At 66.2% G+C, this 15066-nt stretch carries 12 protein-coding genes and 2 tRNA genes; 6 read left to right on the forward strand and 8 right to left on the reverse strand.

The window, feature by feature from the left end:
- The first annotated feature begins 51 nt into the window (after positions 1-51).
- Genes BN1263_RS13725 through BN1263_RS13735 form a run of 3 tightly spaced genes read left to right on the forward strand, consistent with a single transcriptional unit; the run spans position 52 to position 4013 of the window.
- Complete coding sequence (locus BN1263_RS13725; RefSeq protein ID WP_058981866.1) at positions 52-2523, forward strand: TonB-dependent receptor; 2472 nt, start codon at positions 52-54, stop codon at positions 2521-2523.
- A gap of 40 nt (positions 2524-2563) precedes the next feature.
- Complete coding sequence (locus tag BN1263_RS13730; protein ID WP_058981868.1) at positions 2564-3310, forward strand: ChaN family lipoprotein; 747 nt, start codon at positions 2564-2566, stop codon at positions 3308-3310.
- Positions 3303-4013, forward strand: a complete 711-nt coding sequence (locus BN1263_RS13735; protein WP_058981869.1) for an energy transducer TonB family protein — start codon at positions 3303-3305, stop codon at positions 4011-4013. The genes BN1263_RS13730 and BN1263_RS13735 overlap by 8 nt, the downstream gene beginning before the upstream one ends.
- Here the strand turns inward: BN1263_RS13735 and BN1263_RS13740 are convergent.
- From BN1263_RS13740 to BN1263_RS13775, 8 genes are all read right to left on the reverse strand, one after another.
- The gene (locus BN1263_RS13740) at positions 4010-4444 is read right to left on the reverse strand and encodes a RidA family protein (RefSeq protein ID WP_019660241.1); all 435 of its coding nucleotides are present in this window, start codon (positions 4442-4444) and stop codon (positions 4010-4012) included. The genes BN1263_RS13735 and BN1263_RS13740 overlap by 4 nt on opposite strands.
- A gap of 123 nt (positions 4445-4567) precedes the next feature.
- Positions 4568-5470, reverse strand: a complete 903-nt coding sequence (locus tag BN1263_RS13745; protein ID WP_058981872.1) for a cation diffusion facilitator family transporter — start codon at positions 5468-5470, stop codon at positions 4568-4570.
- A gap of 28 nt (positions 5471-5498) precedes the next feature.
- Positions 5499-7787: an Orn/Lys/Arg family decarboxylase gene (locus tag BN1263_RS13750; protein ID WP_058981874.1), complete on the reverse strand. Its 2289-nt coding sequence runs from the start codon at positions 7785-7787 to the stop codon at positions 5499-5501.
- 20 nt (positions 7788-7807) lie between these two features.
- Positions 7808-9160, reverse strand: a complete 1353-nt coding sequence (gene adiC, locus BN1263_RS13755) for an arginine/agmatine antiporter (RefSeq protein ID WP_058981876.1) — start codon at positions 9158-9160, stop codon at positions 7808-7810.
- 76 nt (positions 9161-9236) lie between these two features.
- Positions 9237-10703 carry a DcaP family trimeric outer membrane transporter gene (locus BN1263_RS13760; RefSeq protein WP_058981878.1) on the reverse strand — a complete coding sequence of 489 codons (1467 nt, stop codon included), beginning with the start codon at positions 10701-10703 and terminating at the stop codon, positions 9237-9239.
- 513 nt (positions 10704-11216) lie between these two features.
- A complete protein-coding gene (dsbG, locus tag BN1263_RS13765) occupies positions 11217-12059 on the reverse strand; it encodes a thiol:disulfide interchange protein DsbG (protein WP_058981880.1) in 843 nt (280 codons plus the stop codon).
- A 30-nt stretch (positions 12060-12089) separates the two neighbouring features.
- Positions 12090-12893, reverse strand: a complete 804-nt coding sequence (locus tag BN1263_RS13770) for a TlpA disulfide reductase family protein (protein WP_021204509.1) — start codon at positions 12891-12893, stop codon at positions 12090-12092.
- A gap of 80 nt (positions 12894-12973) precedes the next feature.
- Positions 12974-14041, reverse strand: coding sequence for a GlxA family transcriptional regulator (locus tag BN1263_RS13775; protein WP_019660248.1), 1068 nt, complete (start codon positions 14039-14041; stop codon positions 12974-12976).
- A gap of 184 nt (positions 14042-14225) precedes the next feature.
- Here BN1263_RS13775 and BN1263_RS13780 point away from each other — a divergent pair, with 184 nt between their 5' ends.
- The 3 genes from BN1263_RS13780 to BN1263_RS13790 all read left to right on the forward strand — a co-directional run bounded on the left by BN1263_RS13780 (position 14226) and on the right by BN1263_RS13790 (position 14934).
- Positions 14226-14639 (forward strand): heavy metal-responsive transcriptional regulator, encoded by a 414-nt coding sequence (locus tag BN1263_RS13780; protein ID WP_019660249.1) that lies wholly within the window; start codon positions 14226-14228, stop codon positions 14637-14639.
- Between the two features lie 89 nt (positions 14640-14728).
- A tRNA-Ala gene (locus tag BN1263_RS13785) sits at positions 14729-14804 on the forward strand.
- A 54-nt stretch (positions 14805-14858) separates the two neighbouring features.
- Positions 14859-14934: transfer RNA gene (locus tag BN1263_RS13790), tRNA-Glu, on the forward strand.
- The last annotated feature ends 132 nt before the right edge of the window (positions 14935-15066 follow it).

The following is a 15066-nucleotide window of genomic DNA, read 5'->3' on the forward strand; positions in this document are numbered from 1 at the left end:
GCTGCGTCTACCCAGGATGACGACGCTCTGCGTCAGCCCCTGGAGCCCCCGATGCTGTGTCCCCGCCCCCTTGTCCTCGCCCTGTCGCTGGCCTGCGCCAGCACCGCTCCACTGCTGCCAAACAGCGCCCACGCACAGGCCGCCACTCGAAGCTACGATCTGCCCGCCCAGCCACTGGCGGCCGCGCTGGACGCCTACAGCCGGCTGACCGGTGTCGATCTGGTGATCGGCGCGGCGCTTCCCGCTGGCCATGCCGCGCCGGCCCTTCGCGGTGACTTCGACGATGCGCAGGCCCTGACGCGCCTGCTGGCGGGCAGCGGCCTGCGCCCGCGCTTCATCGATGCGCGCCGCGCCACTCTGGAGCCGGCGCCGGCCGAGCGCGGCGATGGCAGCCGCCGCACCGGGCCCTTGCGGGTGCAGGGCAATACCGCGCACGGCCATTCCCCCGGTGCAGGTGCCAGCCAGTATGTACCGGCCACCCGCGATGGCTTTGCGCCTTCGATCGGCAGCGAACGCGCGGCGATGCCCGAACGCCAGGAAGGCAACAGCCTGCTGCGCTCGATGCCTGGCACCCACAGCTTCCATTCGCGCAGCCAGCCGGGCCTGCAGGTCAACATCAGCGGCATGACCGGTGCTGGCCGGGTCAACACCATGATCGACGGTGTCACCCAGACCTTCCGTAACAATGCCGGGCATGGCTCGGGCGGCCCGTTCGCCTATGTCGACCCGTTCCTGCTGGCCGGTGTGGACGTGCAGCGCGGTGCAGTCGCCGGCGGTGATGGCGCCGGCACGCTGGCCGGCAGTGCCAACTTCCGCACGCTGGATATCGACGATCTGCTCGGTGAGGGCCGTGACTGGGGCCTGCGTGCAGGCTATCGCCACGGCAACAACGGCTACGGAAGTGGCCGCACCTTCGCCGGTGCCTGGCGCCACAGCGAAGAGGGGGGCGACCGCCAGTTCGGCCTGCTGGCCGCTGCCAGCAGCAGCCGCAGCAGCGAGTACGCCACCGCACGTGGGCAGAACAACACCGCCGACCCGGGCAGCCAGCAACCCAGCAGCTGGCTGTTGAAAGCACGCCTGCAGCCCAGTGATCAGCATCGGCTGGACCTGAGCCACATGCATTACGAAAACGATTTCTACCACAACTACCCGTGGCAGATTTCCGCGCGCAACCAACGCGCCAGCTACCGCTACACGCCCTATTCGCCGTGGATCGACCTGCGCGCGACTTTTGCCAGCAACAAGACCCGGCTGTTCTATCCGCCGGTGGAGGCGTCCAGCTACATCGGCCGCCGCACCCACAGTAGCCTGAGCAGCTGGACCGTGGACAACACCAGCCGCTTCGATGTCGGCGCGCTGCAGGCGCGCTGGAACACCGGCATCAAGCACCAGTCGGACATCTATGTGGCCGATACGCCCATCCTTCGCGGTGCCAACCCGGAGGGACGCAGCCAGCTGGACAGCGTGTTCAGCACGCTGGAACTTCAGTACGACGTCTACGCGTTGACTGCAGGCCTGCGCCAGGATCGTTATGGCATCCGTGGCCACGTTCCGGTGTGCTCGGATGTCCCCGGCCAGTGCGCCGAAATCCACGGCGGCGGCATCGACCTGCGCCGCACACAGCGCGCACTCAGCCCCAGCCTGGCGGTATCGTGGCAGGCTACTGGCTGGCTGCAGCTGTTCGCCGAAGTCTCGCGCACCTCCCGCCCACCGCGTGTGCAGGAGATGTTCTTCGAAAAGATCCCACTGGAAGGCATGAGCGATGCCGATGGCGTTGGCGCCAATCCGTTCCTGCGCCGCGAGCGCTCGCGCAACCTGCAGTTCGGCGCCAACCTCAGCACCTCCTCGCTGCTGACCGACGGTGATCTGGCGCAGCTGCGCGTCACCCGCTTCGACAACCGGATCCGCGACTATATCAAGCCGCAGTACCTGCTGATTGTACACCCTCCGGAGGTGGAGCCTTTGGTGGTACCGATCGACAGCGATCCGCAGCTCATCGCCTGGACCGATGCGCTGGACGTGGAGGACTTCAGCACCACCACGCGCTGGATGAACCACCCGGGCGTGGTGCGCATGCGCGGAATCGAGCTGGAAGCGCACTACGCCAGCGAGCGCTACCACGCCACGCTGAGCTGGACCCGCTCGCGTACCAGTGCGCCCGCCATCGAATTCGTCAACCTGGAAGACATCACCGCCCTGCCCGACCGCTACTGGACGCTGGACCTGGGCGGCCGCTGGTGGCAGCAGCGCGTGCAGGCCGGCCTGCGCGCCGAGTACTCGGGGCCGACCGAGGAAGGCTACGACTTCTTCCAGACCCGCAAGACCGGCGGCACCGGCGTGCTGCTGGACTTCTACGCCAGCTTCAAGCCCCAGGCCAACACCACGCTGTGGCTGAACATCGAAAACCTGCAGAACAAAGCCTATGACAACAATGCCTCGATCGACAGCATCTTCAGCCCGATCCTGGACCGCGGCAACGGCCGTGGCCGTACCGTCTCGATGGGCGTCAACGTGGCGTTCTAGCCGCCCCTGGCTGCCGCTGTGCCTGCTCGCGCTGGCCGCAATGGCCAGCGCGCAGCCGATGCCTGGCACGGTGATCGACCTGGCCAACGGCCAGCGCCTGGACGAAACCGCATTCGTGACGCGTGCGGCGGACGCCCAGCGGCTGCTGCTGGGTGAACGTCACGACCTCGCCGGAGACCATGCCGCCCAGCGCTGGCTGCTGCAGGCCCTGCAGCGGCGGCGTCCGCAGGGTTCACTGGTGCTGGAAATGATCGCCAGCGAGCGCCAGCCACGCCTGCAGCGGGTGCAGCGCTGGCTGGCGAAGGGCAACCGGGCCGAAGATGCACGCCTGCAGGAGCTGCTGGACTGGGATGCGCGCTGGCCGTGGGCCGCGTATGGCGGGCTGGTCAAGGATGCTGCCGATGCAGGCACGCCGTTGTTCGGCGGCAACCTGTCGCGTGCCGAGGTCAACCTGCTGCTCGCCTCCACTGAGGACGTGCAGTTCCCGGTGGCCGATGCCCGCCAGCGCCTGTCGGCGGTGGTGCTGGCCCAGCATGCAGACGCGGCACCGATGCTGGATGGGATGCTGGCCGTGCAGCAGGGCCGCGACACGCGCATGGCGCAGGTACTGGTCGATGCGCCCGCGCCAGCGCTGCTGGTGGCGGGCCGGTGGCACGTCCTGCGCGGTACCGGGGTACCGGGGTACCTGTCACCGGGTACGCCTGCGCTGGTGATCGCACTGGCCTCGCCGGGTGAAACCGTCGATGCGATTGATGCCGACCTGCTGTGGGTGCTGGCCGATGAGTGAACGCGGCCAACACTGGCAGGCGATTGCCATCACCATCGGCCTGCACCTGCTGCCCCTGCTGCTGTTGGGTTGGGTCGCGACGCCGCCCATGCTCCCGCCACCGGAACAGGACGTGCGCATCAGCCTGCGCCTGCTGGCACCGGCCACGCCCCCGCAGCCCGTGGAGGAGCGCCAGGCCGATACCCCCAGCCAGGCGCAGCACGCGCGTGCGTCGCAACCGGCAAAGTCGCCCCCGCCGCCAAAACCCACCGTTGCGCACGAGGGCGAGTTGGCCGCCAGCGAAACAAGCGGGACGGGTCGAAAGCCGCTGCCGGTCGCCCCGCCTGCGGCCGCGACCGATGCCAGTCCCGCACCGGCATCGATCACGGCCGCGCCGCCCGCTCCAGACGCACCACCGGCAGACTTCCAGGCCGGCGCCGCCAGCGACCAGTGGGAAGCCCGCCTGATGGCGCGGCTGGAGCGCTATCGCTATTACCCCGCCGCCGCGCGCTCGCGCCGGCAACAAGGCACCGCTTGGGTCAGGGCCAGCATCGACCGCGAAGGTCGCCTGCTGGCGCTGCGGCTGGAGCAGTCCAGTGGCCAGCCGATGCTCGATGACGCCGCGCTGCAGACCTTCCGTCGCGCGCAGCCGCTGCCGCCCATTCCCGATGAACTGAAGGCACCGCAGGAGCTGGTGGTGCCGGTGGAGTACTACCTGCGCTAGGCGGCATAAGCCTCCGCCTCGATCTCGAACAGCATGCCGTCCAGCGCCAGCCGCGGCACCGGGATCAGCGTGCAGGTGGGCGCCGAGCGGTTCGGCCAGCGCCGCCGCACCTGATGGGCGATGATGCCCAGCCGGTCTTCGTCGTGGTCCACCACCAGGATGCGCAACCGTGCGACATCGGCCAGGCTTGCCTGCGCCGACCGCAGCGCGATCTCCAGGTTGTCCAGCGCTTGCCCGACCTGTTCCTCGAAACCGGGGGAGAGATGGCCATTGGCATCCTCACCGCCCTGCCCGGCAATATGGATCACCCGCGCGGGCAGGCGCACCACCGCCACGTGCGAGTAGCCGTTGGCCGAAGGATCGTAAAGCCCCGCAGGATTGAACAGTTCCAGCAGGCCATGGCCGAGGCCCGGGGTGGTCAACAGGTTCATGCCGCGCGCCTCGTGGGGGATGCGAGCCAGTCTGCGACCTAAACATTGGTTCAGGTCAAACAGATCCGGTGCAACAGACCGGTCCGCCACGCGCAACGATCGCGCCCACGTGTAGATCCCGGCTCACGTCCACGCCGGATCGGCAGTGAAATCGATGGTCAGCCAGAACGTGCTGCCCCGCGCGTCCAGCCGCACGGCGATCTCGTCGCGCATCGCATCGACCTCCCCCACTGAGCCGAGCGGCGTGGCCGGATCAGCCAGCACATGGATCTCGATGAAGCGCATCCGCCCCATCTTCGCCACGTGGCTGGTGAAACCGAGGTAGCCACGCTCGGCCACGAACGCCTGCATCACCTGCTGCACGCGCCGGTCCAGATCGTCCGGCGCAACCTGCAGCACTTCACGCATGGCCTTCCACGCACTGCGCGCCGGTACCGGCAGTACCGCCAGGCTGATCAATGCCAGCACGATCGAATCCAGATACGGCACCCAGTGGTGCCACTCACCGCCATGCAGGACCAGGGCCAGTACGAAGGCCAGCACTACCGCCAGGCTCATCAACCCACCCAGCAGCCAGCCCCGTACATCCAGCCACAACAGCGCCGAGCGCAGGCGCCGCGCCCGCTGGGCGACGAACGCCGCCATCGCCAGGTTGCTGGCACTCAGCAGCGCCGCCCACCACAGCGCGGGCCCGAATTTCACCTCGTGTCCGCCCGTGGTCAAACCAATCACCGCGTTGGCCAGCGCATACACGCAGGCCAGCGACAGGATCACCCCGCCCAGCGCCTCGACCATCGGCTCCAGGTGCCAGTAGCCGTACTGGAAGCGCGGGCTCTGTTCCCGCGCCACCAGCCGCAGCACCGACAACGACACCAGGGTCAGGGCAACGTCGACCAGGCTGTACACACCGTCGAACAGGATGGCCTGCGATCCCACCAGCAGGCCACCGCTGAAGCCGACCACGCTGACCGCGATGGTGACCCCGATCGAGAACTTCAGGATGCGTTGCTCGCGCGCGGTGTCCATCGTTCGCCGAAGGGCCGACCGTCGCCGGTCAGGCCTTCAGTACCTCCACCTTGTACGAGGTCACATCGCCGTCGTTCTCGATGATGAGCCCGTGCACGTCCGACTCGAAGCCCGGGAAGCGGGCATTCTGCTCACGGGCGATGCGCAACGACTGGATGATCGGCTCATCGCTGTCGCCAAAGCGCTCGCCCGGCATGATGGTCGGAATGCCCGGCGGGTACGGCACCAGCATGGTCGCGGCGATGCGACCACTGACCTGCTCGATGTCGACCCGCTCGATCTCGCCCTTCACCAGGTGGTTGTAGGCATCGGCCGGGGTCATCACCGGGGTTGGCAGATCCACGTACATCTCGCGCATCACCTTGGCCACCGCGAACTCCTGGTTGAACGCATGCAGCGCGTCGCACAGGTCACGCAGGCCCCAACCGGCGTAGGCATTCGGATAGTCGGCGGCCAGCGTCGGCAGTGCCTGGCTGAGCGGCGCATTGCGGTCGTACAGTTCCTTGAACGCCATCAGTTCGGTGACAAGGGTGCTCCACTTGCCCTTGGTGATGCCCATCGAGAACAGGAACAGCACCGAGTACAGGTTGGTCTTCTCCACGGTGATGCCGCGGCCCCACAGGAACTTGCTCAGCACCGCCGCCGGAATGCCCAGCTTGCCCATGCTGCCGTCCATCGCCAGGCCCGGGGTCAGCAGGGTCACCTTGATCGGGTCGATCAGCACATAGTCGTCGACCAGGTTCTCGAAGCCGTGCCAGTGTGCGTCCGGTTGCAGGTACCACTCTTCGCGCTTGGCCACCATCGGCGCCGGCGTGTCGCCCTTGTCCAGACTGCGCTCGAGCCTGGTCGGCTGCCATACGCTGAACCACCAGTCGTCGCGGCCGAGATCATCGCGGACGTGCAGCATCGCGCGGCGGAAGGCGATCGCCTCGTCGTGCATTTCCTGTACCAGCGAACGGCCGGCATCGCCTTCCATCATCTTCGACGCCACATCGCAGGCCGCGATAACCCCGTAATGCGGGCTGGTCGAGGTGTGCATCATGAACGATTCGTTGAAGCGCTCGGCATCCAGGTCGCGCTGCGCCGAGTTGCGCACGTGGATCATCGAGGCCTGCGAGAACGCGGCCAGCAGCTTGTGCGTGGAATGCGTGGTGAAGATGATCGCATCCTGCTCGCGCGGCTTGCCCTTGGCCATGCCGTAGTGGTTCTCGTAGAACGGATGGAACGCAGCGTAGGCGTACCAGGCTTCGTCGAAATGCAGGAAGTCCACCGCGCTGCCGATCTCGTCGGCAATCTTCTCGGCGTTGTAGCACAGGCCGTCGTAGGTCGAGTTGGTCACCACCGCGATGCGCGGCTTGGAGCCAGCCTGATAGGCCTTGCTGGCCAGCGGATTGGCGGCGATGCGCTGCTGCAACGATTCCGGCGTGAACTGATCCAGGCTGATCGGGCCAATGATGCCGTGTGCATTGCGGCTGGGGGTGAAGTACACCGGTACCGCGCCGGTCATGATCAACGCATGCAGCAGCGACTTGTGGCAGTTGCGGTCGACGAACACCACGTCGCCGCGCGCCACCGTGCCATGCCAGACGATCTTGTTGGCGGTGGAGGTGCCATTGGTGACGAAGAAGGTATGGTCGGCACCGAAGTTGCACGCCGCCTCTTCCTCGGCATCCTTGATCGGGCCGGTGTGATCCAGCAGTGAGCCCAGCTCCGGCACCGAGATCGACAGATCGCTGCGCAGGGTGTTCTCACCGTAGAACTGGTGGAATGCACGGCCCACCGGTGACTTGGTGAACGCCACACCGCCGGCATGGCCCGGCGTGTGCCAGGAGTAGTTCGACTCGGCCGCATGGTGGATCAACGCCTTGAAGAACGGGGGCAGCAGGTTCTTCATGTAGTCTTCGGCCGCGCGCATCACCTGCCGCGAGATGAAGCTCTTGGTGTCTTCGAACAGGAAGATGAAGCCGTGGATGTATTTGAGCAGCTTGCTCGGCACCTTCTCGATGGTGCGGCGCTCGCCGTACAGGAACACCGGCAGGTTGGCGCGGCGCGCGCTCTGCTCGCGCAGGAAAGCGGTCAGGCGCTGGAACTCGCCATCCACCTCTTCACTGCCGTCGATCGAGATCAGCACCGCCGAGGCCGCCACGTAGGTGCGGGCGCCGGCCCGGGCATCATCCAGGTTCAGCCCGCACAGCACGCGCTGGTCATTGCTGCGCAGCTCTTCCACCAGCGCACGGATCAGGATGCCGCCGATGCGCGGCGACTCGTAGTCGTTGTCGATGACAATGACCGGATAGTCCAGGGACTTGAAGTACACGTCGATTCTCCTTGTCGAACTCAGGAATGCCGGGCGCCGGCGCTGATGGCCGATGCCTCGCGGGCGCGCTGCCGCTGCTGGCGGCGCTCCTCGCTGAAGAAGGGATAGAACACGGTGATGAACAGCACGAACAGGAAGGCGTACTGCACGATGGTTCCCGACGAGCCGTAGATCGCCCACAGGCAGTACACGACGGTCAGGCTGGTGAGCGTCCAGAACGCACCGGTGTGGACCAGGGTATGCGAGCGCTCGACCACGAAGTAGCAGGCCACGCACGAGTAGATGTAGGGCAGCAGGGTCAGCACCACCGCCGCCGACGTGATCACGTCGAACTGGGCCGATGCGGTTTCCGAGGTGGAAGTGACCAGCACTGCCAGGGTCATCAGCACGGCCACGATCAGCACGCCCTTGACCGGCACGTCGTCCTTGTTGGTCTTGCTGAAGATGGTCGGGAACAGGCCATCATCGGAGGCCGCCTTGGCACTCTGCGCGGTCAGCAGGATCCAGCCACCCAGCGAACCGGCCGCGCCGATGAACGCGCACAGGCTGACCAGTGCACCGCCCCAGCCACCGACGGCCTTGGCCGCGGCCAACGCGAACGGTGCGTCGGACACCTGCAGTTCCGCGTTCGGCACCATGCCCATGATCACCGACGAACTGGCGATGTAGGCAATGGCAGCCAGGAACACGCCGGCCAGCGTCGCGCGGGCGACGTTCTTCTCCGGATTTTCGACCACACCGGCAGTGACCGATGCAGACTCGACGCCGATGAAGGCCCACAGGGTCAGTGCCGCGGCGCTCGAGATCGCACCGAAGTTCGACTCGCCAGACACGTTGTAGGCGCCCTTGAAGATGTCGGCATCGAAGAAGAACCAGCCGAAAATGGCGATGCCCAGGATCGGCACCAACGCAAAGCTGGTGGTGACCGTCTGCACGCGGCTGACGAAGGCCGGGCCGACCACGTTGGCAAAGCTCAGTGCCCACACCAGCACCAGCACCGCGATGCAACGCACCAATGGCTCGGACAGGATCGGGAAGAAATAGCTGAAATAGCCCACCGCCGCAATGGGGATGGCGACGTTGCCGATCCAGTTGGCGAACCAGTAGATGGTATTGGTCTGGAAGCCCATGTACGGCCCGAACCAGTCGCGCGCATAGGCATAGGGGCCGCCCGCCTTGGGCGCAAGCTTGCCCAGCTTGGCGAACACGAAGGCCAGCAGCAGCGCGCCCGCCGTGGTGATCAGCCAGCCCCAGATCGAGGCGGTACCGATCTTGGCCAGGCTGGACGGCAGCAGGAACACGCCTGAGCCCATCATGTTGCCGGCGACGAGGAAGGTGGCTCCGACCACCCCGATTTTCTTTGCTTCTGCCATGACGATCTCCGGTACTGGCATGAGCCCGGCAGCACCGGGCGTGGGGACGGTTGCGCTGGCTTACGACCGCTGGCGCCTATTTGATGAAGTTGTATTGCAGGCTGCCCTGCACCCGGACCGTGTCGCCGCGTGCGCCGCCCTGCTGTTCCAGGCGGCCGTACAGCAGCTCCATGCCCATCGTCCACGACGGCGCGGGGCTCCAGATCAGGTTGAATACGCCGTACCGGCTCTGCCGGAAGGCATCGGCCGCCAGTGCGGCATTCCGCTCCAGGGTCAGCTGGCCGAAGATCAGGTTCGATCGCCACAGCTCGGACCAGTAGTGGGTATAGCCGACGAAGCCGCCGTGCAGGTCCAACGCGTCGAGGCGGCCATCGGCACCGACCACCGCGTCCAGCCCGGAGCCGGTCAGGTCGGCGGTATAGCGGCTGAGGCCGCGTCCTCCCAGCGCACCGAACAACAGCAGGTCGCGCTCGCCCACCGACGCCGAGCCGCTCAACTGCACGCCGCCAGCCATGCGCCGGTCGCGCTCGTTGTCACCGTCGTACGCCAGGCTGCGTGCCACTGCGCCCAGTTGCAGGTGGCCCCAGTCGCGTTCCATGCGCGCAGTGACGGTCACGTCCGGCAGACGGTTCACTGCAGCGCGCTCTTCGCTGGCACCGGCAAGCTCTGTCTTCGGATCTTCGGCGGCGACGGTCAGGGTGTTGCCCTTGCCTAGCGCAAAGCTGTGGTGGATGCCGGCCACCAGCAGATAGCCCGCGCCGCCTGGACCAGCGAAATCCAGCGTGTCGGGCAGGCTGTCCGGATCCATGAAACTGGAATAACCATAGCCGGCATAGGTGTTGCCGAGCTGGCCATAGGCGTGACGCAGGCGGAATTCGTAGCCATCGCTGCTGCCGAAGAAGTCGTTTTCCAGGTAGAAGCGGAGGTTGCCGTGCGTGGTCGGGCGCCGCGCCTCGAAACTGAAGCGGGTCTGCTTGGCGTGGATGTTGAAGTTGGACACGTCACGGTGGCTGCCACCGACCGGCATCGACGAAGGAATGAACTGGTCCTCGTCACCGGCTGCGCGGGAATCCGCGATGGCATCCAACTTGGCATAGCCGCCGATGCGGATCACCGTATCAGTGCCCGGAATGGCAAAGAACCCCTTCAGATCGGGATCGGTCGGGCCTGCGGCACTGTCCGGACGCGATGCCGCCGTAGACGGATCGGCGACCGAATCGCGTTGTGGCAATACGGGCTGGGCGACACCCGGCACCTGGGTGGGATGGATCACCCCCGTCGTGGCCGCTGTGGGGGCGAAAGGTAACGCTCCGGGCATCGCCTGTGCCTGCGGCTGCGGCTGCGGCTGCGGCTGCGGCTGCACAGGCGCATGATCCCGCTGCTCCAGCCGATCCAACCGTTGCTGCATGCCTTCCAGCGCTTGGCGCATGGCGGCAATCTCACGCCGCAATGCCTGCGCATCCTGCGCGTCACCCTGCTGCGCGTACGCCGGCATGACCGCCAGTGCCCCGAGACATGCCAGATTCAGTACCGCCAAACGCATTGCATCCTCCCCGGACAAACACTCGCATCACGGTTCCGGAGCGCACGCATGCGCCGCCCTGGCCTCGCGTTGCCGTTGCTGGAAATGCGGGTACTGCGTCGACGACACCAGTCAGCCTGCACGCGGCAGACAACAGGACAATGACACTGCCCTGCCTGTACCCATGTCGCTTCCAACAAGGCCGCGCAGCCAGAGAGGTGGCGACCGCAGCAGTCTGGGTAACAATCAGGGAGTGAGAGTGTCGTGAATGGCTGTGCCGACCTGCCCGCATCCGGGCAGCCGCGGCGCGGCATCCATGGCGCGTTGACGCTGTATTCCATGCGTCACAGGCTAGTCCGCCTGTCGTTTTTGGCCTTGATTGGAATCAAGGCGCGATGTTTGATCTCAGTCACGATTCAGACGTGACGACGAACAGCCCATGCGCAAGCAGTTGTGTTCGCCTGGGGCTTGGAACGCAACAGGCCCGCACGTCACCATGCGGGCCTGTGGTCGACATCATGATGCAGGCTCAGATCAGCGCGGGCCGAGCACCGTCTGCAGGTCATCCCCCTGCGGCAGACCGGCGCGGCGCTGCACCTGGCCCTGCGCATCCTGGAACAGGATACCCGGCGTGCCCTGGAACCCCATCTCGACCATCAGCACTTGGTTGGCGTCGAGCTTGCCCGCGATGTCGCGGCTGATGCTCGGCAGGGCCTTGATGCCGCCACGGTCGAACTGGTGCTCGTTCTGAAGCAGGGCCGCGCTCGGGTCACGCGCGGAGAGGATCGCTGCCGCCTTGGCCGGACTGTCCTCACGGATGACGCCGACCATGATGTGGCGCAGTTGTACCTTGCCTGCGTCCACCCACGGACGCGCCACCTCCCAGAATTTGTGGCAGTAAGGGCAATTGGCATCGCTGAAGGTGTAGACCACGCGTGGCGCATCGGCCTTGCCGTCAGGCACCCACGCGCTGGCTTCCAGCTTGCTCCACATCCTGGCGGACATCGGCGAGGCGACCAGCTTCTCAACCGCCTCTGCGGCTACATCATTGCCTTCCGCGTCGAACAGACTGCCGACCAGTACGTGCTTGCCATCGGCAGTGACATAGGCCGCCGCCGGCTGCTGGCCACCGACCACGCCAGCGAAGCCCCGCAGGCCTTCGGGGGCATCGAACTCGGCAACGACCTCGAAACCGTGCTTCTCGATGCCCTTCAGCACCGCAGGGCGGTCGCCCTTGTTGGCAGCAGCTGCGGCGCTCGCGGCCGGTGGCGCAGCGCTCTTGCCCGGCGGCGTCTGTGCCTGGCTGCAGGCGGCCAATGCCAGCAGGACCGGCAGCAACAGCACCGCGGGGGCGGCGCGCAGGGAAGTCGACAACATGGGAACTCCGTAGTGAGATGCCCGCGCAGGCTACCGCAGCCGACGCAGTTTGTGTTCAAGACCGGCTGCCGTCAGTTCGCCGAGGTGCAGCTCTCGCAGGCGCCCTTCCGCGTCGAAGAACAGGGTCGAGGGATAGGCCTGCACGCCCAGCGCCGTAGAAGCCGCAGCGTCGCCGTCCAGCAATACGTTGTCCAGCATAAGGCGTTCGCGCGCAACAAAACCCTGGACCTCGTCGAGGGTTTCACCCTGATTGAGGAACACGAACTGCACCTCCGCATGCGCCTCCTGCGCCGCTGCCAATACCGGCATCTCGCGTCGGCAGGGACCACACCAGCTGGCCCAGAGGTTCAACACGAGTGGCTTGCCACGGAACTGCTGCAGATCAACCCTGCCCCCCTCCAGATCAGCAACCTGCACTGCTGGCAGGGGCATCTGCCGCGCCTGCCATGCGGACAGCAGTTGGCTGCCCCCCGCCCACAGCAGCACCCCAGCCAACGACGCGCCCAGCACGGGCATGCGTAACGCCCGCCACGGGCGTAGTCGCCACAGCCCCCATGCCAATCCCGCAACCAGGACGATCACCAGGTGATAACCGCCATCGGCAATCTGCAGAATGCCCCACGGCGCCTCGCGGTACAGCGTGAAGTTCAAGGCTACGAAACTGATGCGGCCGCACAGCAGGCCGACCAGCAACATGTCCAGAACCATGCTGGGTGCAGAAGGCAGCGGCATGCCGTCCTTCCTGCGTGACCACAGGCGAGCCACAGCCATCGCCAGCAAAACGCACGCGAGAATCAACACCACCGGCATCGGCACCGGCCCAACGCTCGACATCAAACCACCTGTTCAATCGTCCACTGACTGCATGGTCGAAGTGTCGCGCCCCGGTTGCAAGCGCGACGATGTTGGCGCCGTCAGGCCGCGCTTCGCCCGTGTTGCATCACCGACGGCGATTGCAGCCCACGCAGGCTGCCCGCCACCGATGGCATCAACGGCCGCTCGCGGCGCTTGCTGTTGACGTGACGCCGATAGTTGGCTGGCGTCATGCCCACGATGCGTAGAAACAACCTGCGGAAAGCACTCTGGTCAGCGTAGCCGACGCCCCAGGCCACCTCGTCGATGCCTGCTCCCTGCTGCAACAGGGTCTGGGCCTTGGCGATGCGCAGCCGTTGGCAGTATTCGATCGGCCGCAGGCCGGTGGCCTTCAGGAACCGCCGCTGCAGCGTGCGCGGCTCCAGCCCGGAAACCTCGCAGATCGCGGCAAGGGTGGCGCCGCGTGCGGCCGTGGTGTGCAGCCAGCGCTGCGCCTTCAACACATCACGATCGCCATGTGCGAAGTTGGCACTGAAGCGTTCAAGATCCTGCTGGATCGTGGCGGGCACGGTGATGCCCAGTTGCTGCGCGACCGCGCTGGCCACGCCCTGCCCATGCAGCCGGTACAGGAGGCGCAGCCCCAGGAAGCGCCAGGCCTGGACCCCACCGACCGTCAGCAGGTCCCCGTCATCCACCAGTGCCCGCTCGCTCGGCACCCAGCTCGCTGCCTGCGCCAGCAGGCCTGGATGGCGCCCCAGATCGGGGCCACTGACCGTGCGTCCCGCCAGCAACCCTGCCCGTGCGAGCACGCTGACGCCATCACTGGCAGCGGCCAGCAGGCTGCCGCCGTCGTAGTGTGCGCGCAGCCAGTCCAGCAGAACCTCGTCCGCGCGCAGGCACGCGCCGGCACTGATCTGGCCGGGAACCGCAATCACGGCCGGAATGGCCGCATCAAGCATTTCCGCACCGGCAATACGATGCACACCGGTCTGGCTGGCCGGCACGATCCAGCGGGTGACCAGCACCCGCTTGAACGGCCGACGCTGCTGCTGGGCCAGGCGATTGGCAACGTGCGCCATTTCGGCCAGAACGGAGGCGGCGGACGGATCACCTCCGGGGTACTCGACCACCGCGATCTCGACGAATCCTTCGTTCCTGAATCCTTCCACAGCCCCTCCTCGCTTCGTTGCAGGCCATCGAACGGCCGGTTCAGGCGAAGGGTAGGAACTGGGCCAGCGGCGGGGCTATGAAGAAAGTTGCAAAGTGCCCTGAATGCGCGCACCCGGACCCAGCCTTGACTCTCGACCAGACTCCATCCTTCAAAATGACCGGCAGCATCCGCAGGAATCCGCCATGAACATTGGACAACTGGCCCGCCAGGCGGGCGTGCCGATCGATACGGTGCGCTACTACGAACGGCAGCAGCTGCTGCCGACCGCTGCCCGCTCGGCGGGCGGTTACCGCATCTTCGGCGAGCAGGACCTGCGCCGGCTGCGATTCATCCGCCGCGCCAAGGCACTGGGCTTCAGCCTGGAAGAGATCGGCGATCTGCTCGCACTGAGCGATCACCACTCACAGGACATGGCCAGCGTGCGCGATACCGCGCAGGCACGCCTGCAGGACATCTCACAGCGAATGACGGAGCTGCAACGCATGCACACCGCACTTTCGCAGCTGGTCGACGCCTGCCCCGGCCACGGCACACTGGACCAGTGCCCAATCCTGGCGGCGCTGACCGACGACGCTGCGCAGGCGACAGCGGACTGATATCGGCGTCGCAACGCGCGTGAAGAAAAGTGCAACAAATGCTTGCCAACCCCCTGGGGCGAGGCTATTATTTCGCTCCTCAGCGACGTGGGGCCATAGCTCAGCTGGGAGAGCGCCTGCATGGCATGCAGGAGGTCAGCGGTTCGATCCCGCTTGGCTCCACCAATCTTTCGGCATTAGGCCGTCGAAAGGTCGCTAAAGAACATTGATGAGAATTGCGTCCCCATCGTCTAGAGGCCTAGGACATCACCCTTTCACGGTGGCGACCGGGGTTCGAATCCCCGTGGGGACGCCACTCATCACGAACAATGAGGACCCGGCCGATAACCGGGTCTTTTTGTTCACCGCCTACCGGCATTCAGGTTGTGGCGTAGCGGTTCCCCTGCCCCCGTGGCCACGGTTGAACCGAAACGAAAAAAGCTCGAAA

The sequence above is a fragment of the Stenotrophomonas thermophila genome (genome assembly GCF_001499715.1).
Classification (GTDB): Bacteria; Pseudomonadota; Gammaproteobacteria; order Xanthomonadales; family Xanthomonadaceae; genus Stenotrophomonas; species Stenotrophomonas hibiscicola.